Genomic DNA, 19401 nt, shown 5'->3' with positions numbered 1-19401 from the left:
GAGAAAACAACAAAAGGAAGTATGAATCTGAAAAGACTAAAAGCGGGATGGGATGAAAACTATTTGTCACAACTTTTACGGGACAATAATTTTTAATGCGTCTGCCCTGCAAGAGGAATTAGGGTATTCATCAGGCTGGCAAAGGATACTTGTACAGCTTGTTGTTGCTTGTAGTTTGCGATTGGTGGATATGGGGTCTGTCTGTTCCTGTCGGATATGTTTTGAAGTAAGGAAAGAGCTTGGGAAATATTTTTCCATCGGCTGAAAGGACTGATAGCAGACTGAAAGGACTACTGTCAGCCTTATGCATTGTGTAATAGTGAGTTATGCCGGCTGAATGGACTGAAGAAAGGTTCGTGAAATAGGTATATGTAAGAGTGTTTTGTAGGAAAAGTGTATTTGTTCATACCATTGTATCCGCAAAGTTTGCATTCGGCGGAAACTGGGTCTGTACTTGGTGGAAAAGAGAACCGGAAATTATTTTCAGTTCTCTTCCTTATTCTTATCCTGTTTCAAATGTTGTTCCATGTATATGCTGGGAGGCATTCCGTACAGATCCTTGAAAGCGGTCGAGAAATTGTTGGGATTGGTGAATCCGGTCAAGTCCGCCACTTCGGCTATGGTGTACCGTTTCTTCGACAATAGTTCTGCCGCTTGTTTCAGTCGGATGTTCCGGATAAAATCCCGTGTGGTCTGGTTGGTCAGTTCTTTCAGTTTACGGTGCAAGTGCACGCGGCTGATGCCTACCTCGGTGGTAATCATCTCCACGGTAAGGTTCGGGTTGCTCAGGTTTTCGTTGATGACCCGCATGATTCGTTCCATCAGTTTGTCATCGGGGGACTGTACTTCTATTGGTTGTACCTTATCCCCTTGGGTCTGTTGTCCGGTATAGGTATTGCGTAGCCGTTCACGACTGCGGATCAGGTTGGCGGCCGTTTTCCTCAATATCTCCATATGGAAAGGTTTGGTCATGTAGGCGTCGGCTCCTGTTTCCAGACCTTCCAGATTGTCTTCCTCCCGTGTCTTGGCGGTGAGCAGTATTACCGGGATGTGGTTCAGGTTCACATTTTGCTTTATTTTGCGGCATAAGGTAAGTCCGTCCATTTCGGGCATCATGACATCACTTATTACCAGGTCCGGGGTTTTATTGAAGATGCTTTCCAGTGCCTCCTTGCCGTTGCAGCTTTCCAGGGTATGGTAATCGCTTGCCAGTTCACGGCAGATATAGCGGCGTATATCTTCATCGTCTTCTACCACCAGTACTTTGTATTTCGTTTTGGTTCGTGTTTTTCCGTTTTCTTCTTCCTCGGTTTCATAAGGAACAGGAAGGACCGGAGCCGGAGTGTGGAAGAGAGGAGCTTTGTCGGCTTCCATTTCTTCTTTGCGCAGATGGGCGCATCCCAGAGGCATACGGATGATAAAGCTGCATCCCGGTTGTCCGTCCGGATTATTTTCTACACGGATGTCTCCGTGATGAAGTTCCACCAGTGAGCGGGTGAGGTGCAGCCCGATACCGGTACCTATGTTTGAGTTGTTTTGGCTATTCCGTATCTGGTAAAAGCGTTCGAATATGTGTTCTGTTTCTTTGGGGGCGATTCCTATTCCGCTGTCGGTCACGGTGATTTCGGCATACTGTTGTAATGGTTTCGGCAGGGTGGAGTCCTTACCGGTGCGTAGCCGTATGTCCACACTGCCTCCTTCGGGGGTGAATTTGAAGGCATTGGACAGGATGTTCAGGATAATTTTGTCGAAGTTCACCGGGTCCACCCACAACTTTAAGTGGTCGGCGCCCTCGTGGTGGAACTGCAAAGTAATTTGTTTTTTGTTCGCTTGTTCTGTAAAGGTTTCACACAAATCATTAATGAATCCGGTCATTTCGGTTTCACGGAAAACGAGTGACATCTGCCCTTTGTCTATCTTGCGTATATCCATCAATTGGTTTACAAGCCGAAGGATTCTTTCGGAATTGCGCCAGATGATGCGGTAGTTCTTTTGCCGTTCGTGGTCTGTATCGTTTGTCATCAGTTTTTGCAAAGGACTGATGATGAGCGACATCGGAGTACGTATCTCGTGGGAGATGTTGATGAAAAACTGTAGCTTGGCTTCGTTTATCTGTTCAGCATGGATATGTTGCATCATTTCCTGTCTTATGCGGTAACGGTGTCTCACTTGCAGGATGATGCCATAGACGGCTGTTACTGCCAATAAGGCATAGATCAGCATGGCCCAGCCCGATGCCCACCATGCCGGTGCGATGTGAATGGTGATTTCATCGGTGTCGGATTCCAGCAGATAATCTTCGGCTTTGATCCGGAAATGATAATCGCCGGGGGGAAGGTCGCTGAATGACACTCGGTTGACTCCTTTGGGAAGCTTGACCCAAGGGGTGTTGTTTATGGTATATAGATACGTGATACGTTCGGAATTATTTAGTTCGCGGGTAGAGAACTCGATGCTGAAAGCGTTGTCGTTATGTGACAAGTGGAAATCCCGGGCCTCAAAGACGGAGGTGTTTATGATTTCTTTTCCGCCCGACAACATTCCTTTCCTTATGGGCTGGTCGTGCAGATAGAAGTCGATGATGCGTACGTTCCATTTTTTTGCGGGATTCGTAATCTCTTGAGGATTGAAATAGGTAATTCCATTTGTACCTCCAAACCAGAGTATGCCGTTGTGGTCGGCAAAAGAGGCGTTTTTGCTGAATTCATTTCCTTGCAGACCGTCGTCTGCATAGAAATTGCTGAACGTGTGGGTATTCAGATTAAAACGTGACATTCCGGCATTGGTGCTTATCCATAAGTTGTCCTGCCCGTCTCCTTTGATAGCATATACGGCGTTACTGGATAGTCCGTGGGCGGTGGTGTAGGTCTTTAGTTGCTGGGTTTGGGGATTCCATTCTGCCAGTCCTTCGGAATTGCCTATCCAGATGTTGCCTTGGGGGTCTTCATAAAGGGAGTGGATGATGTGTCTGGATAGGATTTCTTCAGTCTTGAAGTCGTCGGTGCTCAGGTCTATACATCTTATTCCGTCATACGTTCCTACATAAAGGTGGTTGTCACCGGCGTACAAAAGACAGCTTATCCATTTATATTTTTTGGTGGCAGCATTGAATTTAGGGTCATATACAGACTGTCCTGTCTTCAAGTCATAATAGAAAAGTCCGGCTCCCATGGTGGCTATCCAGAGTCGTTTGTCCTGGTCTTCAACCAGATCATACACGCGTTGGATACGGTTTCCATTCTTGTCTGTCAGATTCTGCAGATAGCTGCACTGTCCTGTTTTCTTATCCAGTCTGCCTAGTCCGTTGGTATAGGATCCGAACCACAGATTATGTTCAGAGTCTTCATACAGGCCGAAAACGGTGGAAGGAACCGAAGAGGGGCTGTCATGTGGGGCATAATGGACTTTTTGCTTCAGTTCTGTGGTGATGCCGTATATGCCGTCGTTGTCAGTACCTATCCATAATATGCCTTCGTGGTCGCGGCAGAGTGAGGTGATACAGTTGGAGCCGATGATATTCTTGTTTATTGATTTGTAGCCTATGTACTTGAAACTGTTGGGCTGTGCGGGAATCATCATAACCCCTTTCTGGTAAATGGCTATCCATAGGTTTCCTGCATTGTCTTTCAGGACGGAGTGTACTTTGGAGGTACCGGAGTCGAGGTAATTATTATCAAAAGGGTAATCCGTGATGAGCTGTTTGGGGATGTTGAAAATCTTGGTGCCTTTCCCGTCCGTGCCCAGGCAAAGCTCGTTTTGGCTTATCTGGCAGATGGATTTGATAGGCAGGTTTTGTTTTCCTTTATAAAGGATAGGAATGAACTCTTCTGCTGGTTGGTTATATTTCAGCAATCCTTTGCCTATGGTTGCCAGGTAGATGTCTCCGTAGTTGTCTTCATAGAGGTCCACAATGGTCATTCCCTTCTCTTGTTTCAGAAAGTGCTTGCTTTTATTGTCCACAGAGAGGCGGTAGATACCATTCTCACCCTGTGTTACCCAAAGATTGTGTTGTCTGTCCTCTATCATGTAGTCTGTCATTTGGGTGGGGATAGGTAAGTCCAGTTTGTGTGCAGTCAGTTTCCCCTGTGTGATGGTTATGGTACACAAGTTGTTTCCCGATACCCATATTTCTCCGTTCCTACGTTCCAGAATGGACATGATATTGCTGTCAAAAGTCTTTCCGTCTTCCCATTGCGCTCGCGCGCTGAAGCTGTCGGTTTCCGGATCGTATAGCTGTATACCGTTATAGGTTCCTACGAACAACCGTCCTTTGCTGTCCTCGTACAGCACTCGTACGTAGTTATGGCAGAGGGAGTACTCGTTTTCCGGGTCATGCTTGTAGGTGATGAACTTGGCTCCGTCATAGCGGTTCAGTCCGTCTTCGGTGGCAATCCATATCATGCCGTTCCGGTCCTGATATATTTTGTTGATCAGACTGCTGGAAAGTTCCCTGTCTGTTGTGAAGAATTTGTACGATTGTCCGTGGCACAACAAAGACAGAAAAAGAAATAGTATAAGAATCGTATGTTTCATCATAATATAAATATCCCAGTAAATTCAGGTGCACAAAAATAATTCAAAAAAGAATATATAGCCTAATAAATAAGGAAGTAATTTCGGTACTTTGTGCCATATCGGGCAGGTTTGTAACATGGAAAAAGGACTATGTAACATGGTTACACTCCGATATAAGGCGAATGTCCTTACCTTTGCTCTTGTTGAGCAGTGAAGAACGGAACGTAAAAACAGCCTTGTGAATTTAATACCATGAATATGAAACTTGAATGTGATTTATCCGGTATCCGGAAATGTATGATGAGTGGCTTGTCCCTGTTGCTTGCCGGAGTGTTGCAGGCGCAGAATCCGATTGTGCAGACTTGCTATACTTCTGATCCGGCACCTATGGTGCACGATGGCACCTTGTATGTTTACACGGGACACGATGAGGACCATGCCGATTTTTTCTGGATGCAAGAGTGGCGCGTCTATTCTACTAAAGATATGGTGAACTGGACCGATCACGGTTCTCCGCTTGCCATCGAGTCTTTCGACTGGGCGGACGATCGTGCCTGGGCATCGCAATGTATCGAACGCAACGGGAAATTCTATTGGTATGTGTGTCTGCATTCCAAGTTGACAAACACGATGGCTATCGGTGTGGCGGTGGGTGATTCGCCTACCGGCCCTTTTAAGGATGCTATCGGCAGACCGCTTTACGAAGGTAGCTGGGATTTTATTGATCCCACGGTTTTTGTGGACGATGACGGGCAGGCTTATCTATATTGGGGAAATCCGAATGTTTACTATGCCAAGCTGAATGCCGATATGGTTTCGCTGGATGGTGAGGTGTCCAAGGTGGAGCAGACTATAGAGAGTTTTGGTTCTCCGGGGCCGGACAAACGGGAGAAAGGAAAGAAATACAAGGACATCTATACGGAAGGTCCGTGGTTGCACAAGCGTGGCGGTACATATTATCTGTCGTATGCAGCCGGCGGAGTACCCGAACACATCGCTTACTCGATGAGTGACACTCCGACAGGACCTTGGAAGTATATGGGAGAAATTATGCCGTTGCAAGATACCGGTTCGTTTACCAATCACTGTGGAGTGACGGATTATAAAGGTAATTCTTATTTCTTTTATCACACCGGGAAATTACCCGGTGGGGGTGGTTTCGGACGTAGCGTGGCAGTGGAGCAGTTCAGTTACAACCCCGATGGTACTTTCCCGATAATTAATGCGACGACAGAAGGGGTGTCGCCGGTAGGCACACTGACTCCTTATCAACGTGTGGAGGCGGAAACGATAGCTTTCTCCGAGGGAGTAAAGTCGGAATGGAATGCAAAGACGGGGGTGTATGTATCCGGAATTCATGACGGGGATTATATAAAGGTACGCGAGGTGGATTTTGAAGATTTGTCGCCCAAGTGTCTTTGTGTGTCTGTTGCCAGTGCCCTTCGTGGCGGGTGGATAGAAATTAGGACCGACAGCATCGGCGGGACGCTGATAGCTGAAATGAGGGTTCCTCATACCGGAGGATGGGAATGTTGGACAAGTATAGAGGCGGATGTAACGGTTCCTGTGACGGGTGTGCATGATGTCTATTTTGTGTTCAAAGGCAGGAAAGGATGTGAACTGTTTCATTTTGACTGGTGGAAATTCAGCCGGCAGGAAATGACAGAGCAAGAGGTGAAAGACAGGACGCAGGCCGCATCTACCAATATTCCGGGTTACGAGTATCCGCGGCTGGACGAGGAGCATTGCGCCCACTTCCGTTTCTATGCTCCGCAAGCCGGAAGGCTTCAGGTAGACTGTTGCGGTAAGAAGTATGACATGCAGAAGGACGCGGATGGCTTCTGGACAGTAAAGACCGATCCGTTGGTCGTAGGATTCCATTATTATTTTTTGATAGCGGACGGGGTGCAGGTGGCCGATCCGTCCAGTTACACTTTCTTTGGTTGTTGCCGTATGGCGAGTGGGATAGAGGTTCCCGAGGGAGTGGAAGGTGATTACTATCGTCCTCAGCAGGGAGTACCTCATGGGCAGGTGCGCTCGTGTACTTATTATTCGGAAGCCAAAAAGGAATTCCGCCGTTGCATGGTCTATACTCCGGCTGAATATGAAACCAAGGTGAAAAAACGTTATCCGGTACTTTACCTGCAACATGGCATGGGCGAGGATGAGACGGGCTGGTCGGCACAGGGATGTATGCAACATATTATGGATAACCTGATAGCCTCCGGGCAATGTGTGCCGATGCTTGTTGTGATGGACAGTGGGGATGTGAAAGCTCCTTTCATTCCTCGCAAAGGGAAGGATGTGAATGAGGAGAGAGCTTTGTATGGTGCCTCTTTTTACAGGGTGATGCTGGAGGACTTGATACCGATGATTGACAGGACGTTCCGGACTTATACTGATCGTGAACATCGTGCAATGGCAGGATTGTCATGGGGTGGTCATCAGACTCTCACTACCACATTGCCTCATCTGGACAAGTTTTCGTATATTGGCGCATTCAGCGGTGCTATCTTCGGACTGGATGTGAAGACTTGCTTTGACGGTGTGTTTGCTGATGCCGGCAAGTTTAACAAGCAGGTACATTACTTGTTTTTGGGATGCGGAACGGAAGAACAGTTCGGTACCCGAAAACTGGCAGAGTCTTTGCGCAAAATAGGTATTCATGTGGACTATTACGAATCGCAGGGCACGGCACACGAGTGGTTGACATGGCGTCGTTGCTTGTACCGGTTTGTGCCTCATTTGTTCAAAAATAGAAAGTAGAAAAAGAAATGAAGAAGATCATTATTATTATTACCTGCTTCATTGGTTTGTCGGGGGCGTTTGCACAACAACGGGAAATCTTCCATAATCCGGTGATTGAGGCGGATGTACCTGACCCTTCCATGATAAGGGTGGGAAACTATTACTATCTGGTAAGCACCACCATGCACCTGATGCCGGGTTGTCCGGTGATGCGTTCAAAGGACTTGGTGCATTGGGAAACGATCAGTTATGTGTTTCAACGACTTACTGACTTGCCCCGTTATGATTTGAAGGAAGGCACGGTATATGGTCGCGGACAATGGGCCTCCAGCATCCGCTATCATGACGGACGGTTCTATGTATGGTTCTCACCCAATGATGAACCTCATCGTGGTTATATCTATACCGCCGAAGATCCGGCGGGCGAATGGACATTAGTCTCCCGTCCGCCTCATCATCATGATGCTTCTTTGTTTTTTGATGATGACGGCAAAGTCTATCTGTTTTATGGCACCGGACAACTTCGTCAGCTCAAGAGCGACCTGAGCGATGTGGAGCCGGGAGGTATAGACCAAAAGATATTCGAGCGGGATGCCGACGAGCAGGGACTTCTGGAAGGAAGTCAGGCATTCAAGCATAACGGCAGATATTACGTGATGATGATTTCCATGGACTGGAGCATTCCCGGACGGTTGCGTCGTGAGGTGTGCTATCGTGCCGACCAGATAACTGGTCCGTATGAGAAAAAGGTGATTTTAGAAACCGAATTTCAAGGATATGGTGGCGTGGGACAAGGCTGTATAGTCGATACTCCTGACGGAAACTGGTATGGCTTTATTTTTCAAGATAGGGGCGGCATAGGACGTGTGCCCACATTGATGCCCTGCCGCTGGGAAGACGGTTGGCCGATACTGGGAGATGCGGACGGACGTGTGCCCGAGTGTATGGAGATGCCTGCTTCCGGAGAGAAGTGTAAAGGAAGTATCATGGGAAGTGATGATTTCGACACCGACCGGTTGAGCTTGAACTGGCAGTGGAACCATAATCCGTTGGACAATTGCTGGTCGCTGACAGAGCGTCCGGGTTTCCTGCGGTTGAGGACCGGAAGGGTGGTGGATAATCTGTTTCTGGCTCCCAATACCTTGACCCAGCGTATGAGCGGGCCGAAATGCAGCGGTGTGGTAGCTATGGATGTCTCGAAGATGAAAGAAGGGGATGTTGCGGGCTTCAGTGCTTTTAATGGGTTGTCCGGAGTGCTGGCTGTGGTCATGGAGAACGGGAAAAAGCAGTGGGTGATGTCACATCAGTCTGTCAGTCTTTCGGACCGGGAAAAAAGGGTGACTGCTGTGGAAGTACTGGAGAAGGAACGCATAGATTGTGAAAAAGAGGTGGTCTATCTTCGTATGGAGGGCGACTTTGCCGATAAAAAAGATGAAGCCACTTTTTACTACAGTTATGACAAGAAAACGTGGAAACGAATAGGGGAGCCTTGTAAAATGGTTTTTGATTATACCAAATTCTTTATGGGAAGCAAGTTTGCTATTTTTAATTATGCTACTAAAGATTTGGGAGGATATGTGGATATAGATTATTTTGAATACGGTAACTAAAAAGTGAATAGAATGAAACTAAAAAAATGCGTGGGGATATTCTTGTTCTCCACCTTGTGCCTGAATGTAGGAGCTATAGATCATAAAGGGATTACTTTTGACCGGCTGGCTCCCGACCGTTTCACTCTGATGGAAAACGGAGTGGCCAATGAAATATTGGTGGACGAGCAGGAGGATGCCGGTGTGATGATAGCAGTAAGGAATCTTCAGAATGACTTTAAACGGGTGAGTGGCCGGGCTGCCGGGTTATGCTATACTCCCGGTGTAAAGCGCATGATTATGGTAGGTACGTTGAAAAGCCGTTATATCCGGGAATTGGTAAAGGCGAAAAAGATAGATGCTTCATTGCTGGAGGGCAAGAATGAGAAATACCTGATGACTGTGGTGTCTGCTCCCTTGAACGGAGTGAATGAAGCGCTTGTCATTGCTGGAAGTGACAAACGCGGAACGATTTATGGGATTTATGAGCTTTCGGAACAGATTGGTGTTTCGCCGTGGTACGACTGGGCGGATGTGCCGGTGATGCCCCGGCAGAATCTTTCGATGATGCGTGGAAGTTATACGGCGGGAGAACCGGCGGTAAAGTATCGGGGTATCTTTTTGAATGACGAGGCTCCTTGCCTGACCGGGTGGGTGAAACACACTTATGGCACGAATTATGGTGATCATCGTTTTTATGCCCGTGTGTTCGAACTGATTTTGCGTCTGCGCGGTAACTTTATGTGGCCTGCCATGTGGGGTTGGAGTTTTTATGCGGATGATCCGGAGAACAGCAAGACCGCCCATGAGATGGGGATTATAATGGGAACCTCACACCATGAGCCTATGGCACGCAATCATCAGGAATGGGTGAGGAAGCGCAGCGAATATGGGGCATGGGACTATGCTTCCAACCAGCAAGTGATTGACCGTTTTTTCCGTGAAGGTATGGAGCGTGCGGCCGATACGGAAGATTTGATTACCATTGGTATGAGAGGTGACGGTGATACTCCGATGGGTGGAAAGGAAGGAGAAGATGACAAATATGTGCCGCGTGATGAGGAAAACATGCGCCTGATGGAGAAGATATTCCGGAATCAGCGTCGCATTATCAAGGAAGTGACGGGAAAAGCGCCGGAGAAACGTCCGCAGGTATGGGCTATTTATAAAGAAGTGCAACGCTATTATGACATGGGACTCCGTGTGCCCGATGATGTGATTATGTTGCTGAGTGATGACAACTGGGGGGATGTGCGCCGGTTGCCGGATGCAAAGGAGCGGAAGCATTCCGGCGGATGGGGGATGTATTATCATGTAGATTATGTGGGGGCTCCCCGTAATTCCAAATGGTTGAATGTAACTCCTATACAAAATATGTGGGAACAGCTTCAGTTGACTTACAGCTATGGGGTGGATAAGCTTTGGATATTGAATGTGGGTGATTTGAAGCCGATGGAGTATCCTATCACTCTTTTTATGAATATGGCTTGGAATCCGGAACGCTATGCGGCAGGGAATCTGTTGGAGCATACACGAGCGTTCTGTGCGCAGCAGTTCGGTGAGGAACAGGCGGATGAGGCCATGCGTATCCTGAACCTGTATTGCAAGTACAATGGACGCGTGACTCCCGAGATGCTGGATAAGGATACTTATCACTTGGCTTCGGGGGAATGGAGGCAGGTGGCCGATGAATATGTGAAGCTGGAGGCGGAAGCCTTGCGGCAGTATTTGAAACTGGAGGCCGCTTACAGGGATGCTTATCGCCAACTGATTCTTTTTCCTGTGCAGGCGATGGCCAATCTGTATGAAATGTACTATGCACAAGCCATGAATCACAAATTGTACCAGGAGAACAATCCGCAGGCGAATGAGTGGGCCGACAAGGTGGAGAAGGCGTTTAGGCGCGATGCGGAATTGTGCAGGGAATACAACGAAGAAATGTCGGGAGGCAAGTGGAACGGAATGATGACGCAGAAACATATAGGCTATACTTCGTGGAACGATGATTTCCCTGCCGACCGTTTGCCGGAAGTTTACCGGATAGAGCAACCGGAACAGGCTGTAGGAGGGTATTTGTTTGCCGGTGACAAAGGGGTGGTTTCCATGGAGGCGGAGCATTATTTTGCATCATCCGCGGCACCGGAAACTGCCTGGACAGTCATACCGCACATGGGACGTACGCTGAGCGGAGTGGCTTTGATGCCTTATACACAGTCTGCTGAGGGAGCTTCGCTCTCTTATAAAATGAAAATACCGCAAAAAGTAGATACGGTAAATGTGTATGTCATTGTGAAATCCACCCTGCCCTTCCTCAGACGGGAAGGTCATCGCTACACAGTAGGTTTTGAAGGAGGGGAGGAGCAGACTGTCTGTTTCAATGCGGAGTTGAACGAGCATCCGGATAATGTATATCGCGTACTGTATCCCACAGTGGCCCGTCGGGTGGTGAAGACCCGGGTGAAGTTGAGCCTGCCCGACCGTGCGGACGGAACCTATACATTGGTTCTGAAACCGGTGGAGCCTGCCATCGTATTTGAAAAGATTGTGGTGGATTATGGCGGTTATGAGGATAGTTATTTGTTTATGGACGAATCTCCTTGCCGGAGAAATAAACTGAATGGACAATGAAAAACATCAGATTGACAGTTTGGATAGGAATGATGTGCGGGTGCTTGGCGGCAGGAATGTTGCAAGCCGGTACACGACCGGACAATGCCTGTCCGGCAGAAGAAGACGGCAGCCGCTTGTGGTTGCCGGTGATGCGCCCGGCGGAAGGTGCGGAAGTGGAAGTTATATATAAAGGAAAAGTGTCACCCACCATAACCATTGCCATTGCTGAGTTGAAAAACGCCTGGAAGGGAGAGCCTGTACTTTTGGAGAAAAAGAGGACAGGGCAGGGGGATGGGTTTGCCATCACTTCTTCGGAACATCAGGTCCGTATTCTTTCATCCACCGAGGCAGGATTGCTTTATGGTGTTTATAGTCTGTTGCGTATGCAGGCGGCGGGGCAGGTCACAGTACCTCTGTCGGTTACTGAACAACCTGTGTATGATCTTCGCATCTTGAACCATTGGGATAATCCGGATGGTACGGTGGAGCGTGGTTATGCCGGTCGTTCTTTGTGGAATTGGGAAGAACTTCCCGGAACTTTGTCACCACGTTACGAGGCATACGCCCGTGCCAATGCTTCTGTGGGTATTAATGGAACGGTGCTGAATAATGTCAATGCCTCGCCCCAAGTGCTGGCAACCTCCAGTCTGGAGAAAGTCAAGGCATTGGCTGATGTCTTCCGGCCTTATGGTATAAAGGTCTATTTATCGGTTAATTTTGCATCTCCTATCCAGTTGGGCAAGTTGGATACGGCAGATCCGTTGGACAAGGAGGTCATCCGGTGGTGGAGGCGGAAAGTGAAAGAAATTTATACGTTGATACCTGATTTTGGCGGCTTTTTGGTAAAGGCCAATTCGGAGGGGCAGCCGGGACCATGTGATTTCGGGCGTACTCATGCCGAGGGAGCGAATATGCTGGCGGATGCGTTGAAACCCTACGGAGGAATCGTGATGTGGAGGGCGTTTGTCTATAGTCCTACCGACAGTGACCGTGCCAAGCAGGCCTATTTGGAGTTTATGCCTTTGGACGGGCAGTTTCATGACAATGTAATAGTACAGATAAAGAACGGACCGATAGATTTCCAGCCTCGCGAACCTTACAGCCCTTTGTTCACAGCCATGAAGCGGACTCCCATGATGGTGGAGTTTCAAATTACTCAGGAGTATTTAGGCTTTTCCAATCATCTGGCTTATTTGGCTCCTTTATGGGAGGAGTTTTTTGGCGAGGTGCGTCCGGATAGGTTGAAAGCTGTGGCGGGTGTGGCAAACATCGGTACGGATGTGAATTGGTGTGGACACCATTTTGCACAAGCCAATTGGTATGCTTTCGGGCGGTTGGCATGGAATCCGTCGCTGACTTCAGACCGGATTGCGGATGAGTGGTTGCGGCAGACGTTTACTTCCCAGCCGGCATTTGTCCGTCCGGTCAAAGAGATGATGTTGCAGAGCCGGGAGGCGGTGGTGAATTATATGATGCCGTTGGGGCTGCATCATCAGTTTGCATGGGGGCACCATTATGGACCTGAACCGTGGTGTAGTGTGCCCGGTGCTCGTCCGGACTGGCTACCTTCTTATTATCATAAGGCAGATAAGGAGGGAATCGGTTTCGACCGTAGCAGCAAAGGGAGTGATGCCGTTTCTCAGTATCCCGATTCACTTCGTCAGATTTACAATGACAAGGCAACTTGCCCCGAGATTTATTTGCTTTGGTTCCATCATGTGCCTTGGCAGCATCAGATGAAAAGCGGACGTACGCTTTGGGGGGAGTTGTGCCATGTATACGATAGAGGTGTGCGGCAGGTACGTGGTTTTCAAGAAGTATGGGACAGTGTGGAACCTTTTGTAGATGTACGCCGGTTCAGGGAAGTGCAGTCGAAATTGAAAATCCAGATGCGTGACGCCGTGTGGTGGAAAGATGCTTGTCTGCTTTATTTCCAGACTTTCTCAGGGATGCCTATCCCGGCTGGCATAGAACGTCCTGTACACGAGTTGGAGGATATGAAACGCTTCCGGTTGGAAATCTCGAACTATGAATGTCCCGAGAGTGGGTTCAATAAATAAATTACGGTTTTTAACTTTATAAGAAACATGAAATATAAGTTAGCTTTAGTAATGTCGGTTCTTTGTGCATTTTCCGCATGGACCGAAGCAAAGGTGAAATTGCCTGCCATCCTATCGGACGGTATGGTATTGCAACGTGAGCGGCCCGTTAAAATATGGGGAAATGCCGATAAAGGAGAGAATGTGACCGTTGTTTTTAAAAAGAAGAAATTCAGTACGGTAGCCGGGGAAGATGGTAAGTGGCTGGTGGAGCTGCCTCCCATGAAGGCAGGCGGCCCTTTTGAAATGACCGTGAATGATATCCGGTTGAAAGATATTCTAGTGGGTGATGTCTGGCTTTGCTCCGGACAGTCTAACATGGAATTGACCGCCGGACGGGTGACTGATAAATTTGCCGAGGAAATAGCAAGGGATGAGAATCCGATGATACGGTATGTGAAGATTCCTTTAGGCAATGATTTGCATGGACCTAAAGACGATTTGCCGGGAGCGGACTGGATGCCGCTGACTAAAGAAACTGCTCCTTCTTTCTCTGCTTTGGCTTATTTCTTTGCCAAGGAGATGTATAGGGAGACGCAAGTACCTGTGGGCATTGTTAACTCCAGTTGGGGGGGAAGTTCCGTCGAGGCTTGGATGAGTGAGGAGGCCTTGCAGAAGTTTCCGCGTCAGTTGCACGAGCGTGATTTGTTTGATTCGGATGAGTATCGTGAGTTGTGCAACCGTTCGGGACAGATGATGAACCGTTTTTGGGATACCGCTTTGTACAAAGGAGACCGGGGACTTCATGACGGGATATGCTGGAATCGTCCGGAACTGGATGATACGGACTGGCAGACTGTAGATATGTTTTCCAAGGAATGGGGAAGAAAGAATGGATATCCGGTGAGTGGCTCTCATTGGTTCCGTCAGAAAGTGAATGTATCAGCGGAACAAGCCGGAAAAGAGGCTGTTCTTCGTTTGGGGTGCATGGTGGATGCCGATTCGGTGTTTGTGAACGGGATTTTTGTAGGTAACACTTTCTATCAGTATCCGCCGCGTATTTATCGGGTGCCGGCTTCTATATTGAAACCCGGTGAGAATCTGGTGACTGTCCGGCTGATTAATTACGGAGGGGCCGCCAGTTTTGTGCCCGATAAACCTTATTGTCTGGCATGGGGGATAGATACAGTCCGTTTGTCCAGCCGCTGGAAATATCAATTAGGCTGTGAGATGCCTGCACGCACCAACAGTGTCTCTTTTCAGAATGTTCCTACCGGCATGTATAATTCCATGATTTCTCCTCTGCGTAATCTGACCTTTACCGGTGCGTTGTGGTATCAGGGAGAAACGAATACGGGCCGTCCTAATGAATATGAGGAATTGCTGGCTGCCATGATTATTGACTGGCGTGAGAAACTGGCTGATAAAGAATTGCCTTTCTTCATTGTACAGTTGGCCAATTTCATGCAGACACATCCGGAGCCGGTAGAAAGTAATTGGGCGGCTTTGCGTGAAGCGCAACGGCAAGTAGCGTTGAAAGTCCCGAATGCAGCTTTAGCGGTAGCGATTGATTTGGGCGAGTGGAACGATATTCATCCATTGAATAAAAAAGAACTGGCAAGACGTATCTCCCTGTTGGCGAAAAGAGGGGTGTATGGTGATAAAAAGAGTGTGCACAACGGGCCCATGTGTACGGGCATGACTGTCAATCATGAAGGAAAGGCTATTCTTTCTTTTGAAGCGGGAACTGATAAATTACGGGTGGTAGATGAATTGAAGGGATTTGCGATAGCCGGTGCCGATGGACATTTTCAATGGGCAGAAGCAGTTGTCGTTAATGGGAATCAGGTGGCGGTATGGCATAAAGGTATCCCTCATCCAGTGACGGTACGTTATGGTTGGGATGATAATCCGGTTCATGCGAATTTGAGAAATATGGCCGGCTTGCCGGCTTCTCCTTTCCAAATTTCATTGGGGGGTCAATAATTCAAATGTTGGGGGCAGGAATGATAGTGTACTAAATGAGTTGATATGAATTATTTAGTACACTGCCTGTTGAGGTTATATTCCGTGAGTGTACCAATCCTTTATGCACACTTCCTCTCTGATTTTGCAGGTGAGCCTGAATGATGATTCTTTTCAGTCTGTCCAAAGCATGTCGCTCATGATCCCGTCAGAAATAAAGATGCCTTTGCGGGTGAGTTTCAATATATCATTGACAAGTTCTAATGTACCTTGCTTTAAATGCGGAGCAGCCATGCGGAGACAGTAGTCGTACAACTTTTCTCCAAATTCATCACGTAGCTTTGACAATGGCATACCCCATTCCGTGCGGATGCGGGTAATGACAAAGTCGTTATACCGGGTATATAAATCCAATTCTTCTATTTCGAAAACGGGTGTCCCTGCGGAGATTCCTTTTATATAGGTATCCAGTGAGGCGACATTCCATTGGCGGGAAACGCCATTGTATGAGTGGGCGGAAGGGCCGCAGCCCAAATACTTTTTCTCTGTCCAGTAACTGGAATTGTGGCGTGAGTAAAGGCCCGGCAGCGAGAAATTGGAAATCTCATAATGATCGTACCCTTCGGAGGTCAGCCGGTCTATCAGTGTGCTGAATAAGGAAACGCTTAAGTCTTCGTCCGCCTCTTCCACTTTATGCTGTTCACGCAGCTTCCACAATACGGTATCTTCTTCGTATATCAGGTGATAGGCCGATAGATGTTCGGGGTGTAATAAAAGGGCTTGATCCAAATCTTGTTGCCAGGTTGACAAGGTTTCTCCGGGCAGGCCATACATCAGGTCAATGCTGATATTCTGAAACCCGGCGGCACGGCAGTTCTGGAAAGCTTCGATGGCTTGCCGGGCGGTGTGACGGCGTTGCAGTACTTTCAAAATGGATTCGTTAAAAGTTTGAATGCCCATACTCAGCCGATTGAAGGGTAGGGTACGTAACATAGCGATATAGTCCGGGGTCAGATCGTCAGGATTGGCTTCAAGGGTTATTTCGGGATGACTGCTGATGGAATAGTTCTTATGTAGATAGTAGAAGATAGTCTCAAAGTCTTCTTTATCAAGCTGAGAAGGAGTGCCTCCTCCCCAATAAATGGTTTCAATCGTTTCACCGCCAAGGTATTCTTTTCGCATTTCCAATTCACTGCATACTGCATGTATATAGGCTGTTTTTCTTTCGCTTTGAGTCGTAGAGAAAAAATCGCAATAAATGCAACGTCGTTTGCAAAAAGGGACATGAAGATAAATACCTGCCATAAATTTAAAATTTTCAGCAAAGCTATAAAAAAAGGGCTTATCAGACAAATTAAAGCCTACTAACACCAAGAATGTGAAGACATAAGCCTATGGCCTTTTTATATCTGCCGTAAAACATAGTTTAGTAACACTATCCTTTGAGTTGCTTTTTTTCTCTTTATTTTCTAATTTGCGCTCCACATTTTTAGGAGATATGAAACACATATCCGTTTGTTAATAATTAAACCTTAGATATCATGAAAGTATATCAGACTAACGAAATTAAAAACATTGCACTTCTTGGCAATGATGGCTCAGGTAAAACCACCCTCACAGAGTCTTTGCTCTTTGAGAGTGGTATTATAAAACGTCGTGGCAGAATTACTGCCAAAAACACGGTTAGTGATTATTTTCCGGTAGAGCAAGAATATGGTTATTCAGTGTTCTCTACCGTTTATCATGTAGAGTGGAATGGAAAAAAACTAAATATAATTGACTGTCCGGGTAGTGATGACTTCGTAGGGGCTGCCATAACCGCGCTAAATGTAACCGATACTGCTATTTTGCTGCTGAATGGACAATACGGTCCCGAAGTAGGTACTCAGAACCACTTCCGTTATACTGAAAAGCTGGGCAAGCCGGTTATCTTTTTGGTCAATCAGCTTGATAATGAGAAATGTGACTATGACAATGTGCTCGAACAGTTGCGTAGCATTTATGGCTCCAAGGTAGTTCCCGTGCAGTATCCTCTTGAAACGGGACCTAATTTTCATGAACTCATTGACGTGCTGTTGATGAAGAAATATTCATGGGGACCTGAAGGGGGCGCTCCTACAATTGAAGAGATTCCTGATTCTGAGAAAGAAAAGGCATTGGAAATGCATAAAGCTTTGGTAGAGGCTGCTGCTGAAAATGATGAGACACTGATGGAAAAGTTCTTTGAATCGGAATCATTGACTGAAGATGAAATGCGTGAAGGTATCCGTAAGGGATTGGCGGCACGTGGTATGTTCCCTGTTTTCTGTGTATGTGCAGGTAAGGATATGGGTGTCCGTCGTCTGATGGAATTCTTAGGTAATGTTGTTCCATTCGTATCGGATATGCCTGTGGTTCATAATACCCGTGGTGTTCCTGTGCCTCCCGATGCGAATGGCCCTACTTCTCTTTATTTCTTCAAGACTGCCGTTGAACCCCATATCGGTGGTGTGCAGTATTTTAAAGTGATGAGCGGAAAAGTACACGAAGGTGACGATTTGACTAATGCTGATCGTGGCTCTAAAGAGCGTATGGCACAGCTTTTTGTTTGTGCGGGAGCTAATCGTATTCCGGTGCAGGAACTGGTAGCCGGAGATATTGGTTGTACTGTGAAATTGAAAGATGTAAAGACTGGAAATACCTTGAACGGCAAAGACTGTGAAAACCGGTTTAACTTCATTAAATATCCTAATGCTAAATACTCGCGTGCCATCAAGCCTGTAAATGAGGCTGATGTAGAGAAGATGATGGTTATATTGAACCGTATGCGTGAGGAAGATCCTACTTGGGAAGTGGAGCAATCTAAGGAATTGAAACAGACTATTGTGCATGGACAAGGTGAGTTTCATCTCCGTACCTTGAAGTGGCGTTTGGAAAATAACGAAAAATTGCAGATTAAGTTTGAGGAGCCTAAGATCCCTTATCGTGAAACAATCACTAAAGCAGCCCGTGCCGATTATCGTCATAAGAAACAATCAGGCGGTGCTGGGCAATTTGGTGAGGTCCATCTCATTGTTGAACCTTATTATGAAGGAATGCCTGTACCCGAAACGTATAAGTTTAACGGTCAGGAATTCAAGATAAATGTGAAGGGGACTGAGGAAATACCTTTGGAATGGGGTGGTAAATTAGTCTTTATTAACAGTATCGTGGGAGGATCTATTGATGCCCGTTTTATGCCCGCTATCTTGAAAGGGATTATGAGCCGGATGGAGCAGGGTCCGTTGACAGGTTCGTATGCGCGTGATGTACGAGTGATTGTTTATGATGGTAAGATGCATCCGGTAGACTCAAATGAAATCTCTTTTATGCTTGCAGGACGTAATGCATTCAGTGAGGCATTTAAGAATGCCGGACCTAAGATTCTGGAGCCGATTTATGATGTGGAGGTTTTCGTTCCCAGCGATAAAATGGGCGATGTGATGAGTGATTTGCAAGGTCGTCGTGGTATGATTATGGGGATGAGCAGTGAAAGTGGATACGAAAAACTGGTTGCAAAAGTACCTCTGAAAGAAATGTCTTCTTATTCCACTTCTTTAAGTTCTTTGACAGGCGGTCGCGCTTCATTTATTATGAAGTTTGCCAGCTATGAATTGGTTCCGACAGACGTACAAGAAAAATTGATGAAGGAATTTGAAGCTAAAGAGAATAAAGATGATTGATAAAGTGTAAAATTTCGTACTTAGAAGAGACGTATTTCGTTAAAAATGCGTCTCTTTTTATTTAAGGTAACTTAAACTTTTAGGTTTGTTATTTGGCTTTGAACTTAATTTTTTATTATTTTTGCAAACCAATTGGCGTAAATTTTGTTATAATAGTCAGAATCTTAGCTTAAATGACTTTTTCGGTTAATTATAGAGAATGGCCGTTTAAATTTGGTTAATCTATTGTGTGAT

8 protein-coding genes are annotated in these 19401 nt (G+C 46.8%); 6 read left to right on the top strand and 2 right to left on the bottom strand.

Features of this window, described 5'->3' with window-relative positions; genetic code table 11:
• Positions 1 to 483 precede the first annotated feature (483 nt).
• Positions 484 to 4536 (bottom strand): two-component regulator propeller domain-containing protein, encoded by a 4053-nt coding sequence (locus AB5062_RS18175; RefSeq protein WP_005844636.1) that lies wholly within the window; start codon positions 4534 to 4536, stop codon positions 484 to 486.
• Positions 4537 to 4773: 237 nt separating this feature from the next.
• Between AB5062_RS18175 and AB5062_RS18170 the strand changes: the two genes are divergently transcribed.
• Genes AB5062_RS18170 through AB5062_RS18150 form a run of 5 tightly spaced genes read left to right on the top strand, consistent with a single transcriptional unit; the run spans position 4774 to position 15487 of the window.
• Complete coding sequence (locus AB5062_RS18170) at positions 4774 to 7281, top strand: family 43 glycosylhydrolase (protein ID WP_005844638.1); 2508 nt, start codon at positions 4774 to 4776, stop codon at positions 7279 to 7281.
• Between the two features lie 8 nt (positions 7282 to 7289).
• Positions 7290 to 8873: a glycoside hydrolase 43 family protein gene (locus AB5062_RS18165; protein WP_005844640.1), complete on the top strand. Its 1584-nt coding sequence runs from the start codon at positions 7290 to 7292 to the stop codon at positions 8871 to 8873.
• A 12-nt stretch (positions 8874 to 8885) separates the two neighbouring features.
• Complete coding sequence (locus AB5062_RS18160) at positions 8886 to 11480, top strand: glycosyl hydrolase 115 family protein (RefSeq protein ID WP_005844642.1); 2595 nt, start codon at positions 8886 to 8888, stop codon at positions 11478 to 11480.
• Positions 11477 to 13522 carry an alpha-glucuronidase gene (locus AB5062_RS18155; RefSeq protein WP_368326929.1) on the top strand — a complete coding sequence of 682 codons (2046 nt, stop codon included), beginning with the start codon at positions 11477 to 11479 and terminating at the stop codon, positions 13520 to 13522. Before AB5062_RS18160 ends, AB5062_RS18155 begins: the two co-directional genes overlap by 4 nt.
• Positions 13523 to 13549: 27 nt before the next feature.
• Positions 13550 to 15487: a sialate O-acetylesterase gene (locus AB5062_RS18150; protein ID WP_008670146.1), complete on the top strand. Its 1938-nt coding sequence runs from the start codon at positions 13550 to 13552 to the stop codon at positions 15485 to 15487.
• Positions 15488 to 15640: 153 nt separating this feature from the next.
• Here the strand turns inward: AB5062_RS18150 and hemW are convergent, their stop codons facing one another.
• Positions 15641 to 16771 carry a radical SAM family heme chaperone HemW gene (gene hemW, locus AB5062_RS18145; protein WP_008670144.1) on the bottom strand — a complete coding sequence of 377 codons (1131 nt, stop codon included), beginning with the start codon at positions 16769 to 16771 and terminating at the stop codon, positions 15641 to 15643.
• A gap of 236 nt (positions 16772 to 17007) precedes the next feature.
• Here hemW and AB5062_RS18140 point away from each other — a divergent pair, with 236 nt between their 5' ends.
• The gene (locus AB5062_RS18140) at positions 17008 to 19167 is read left to right on the top strand and encodes a translation factor GTPase family protein (RefSeq protein WP_005841163.1); all 2160 of its coding nucleotides are present in this window, start codon (positions 17008 to 17010) and stop codon (positions 19165 to 19167) included.
• The last annotated feature ends 234 nt before the right edge of the window (positions 19168 to 19401 follow it).

It is taken from the genome of Phocaeicola sp. RTP21359st1_B8_RTP21360_211022 (genome assembly GCF_040911965.1).
GTDB lineage: Bacteria > Bacteroidota > Bacteroidia > Bacteroidales > Bacteroidaceae > Phocaeicola > Phocaeicola vulgatus.
Note: the sequence above shows the minus strand (reverse complement) of the source record. Positions and strands in the feature narration are given on the sequence as shown.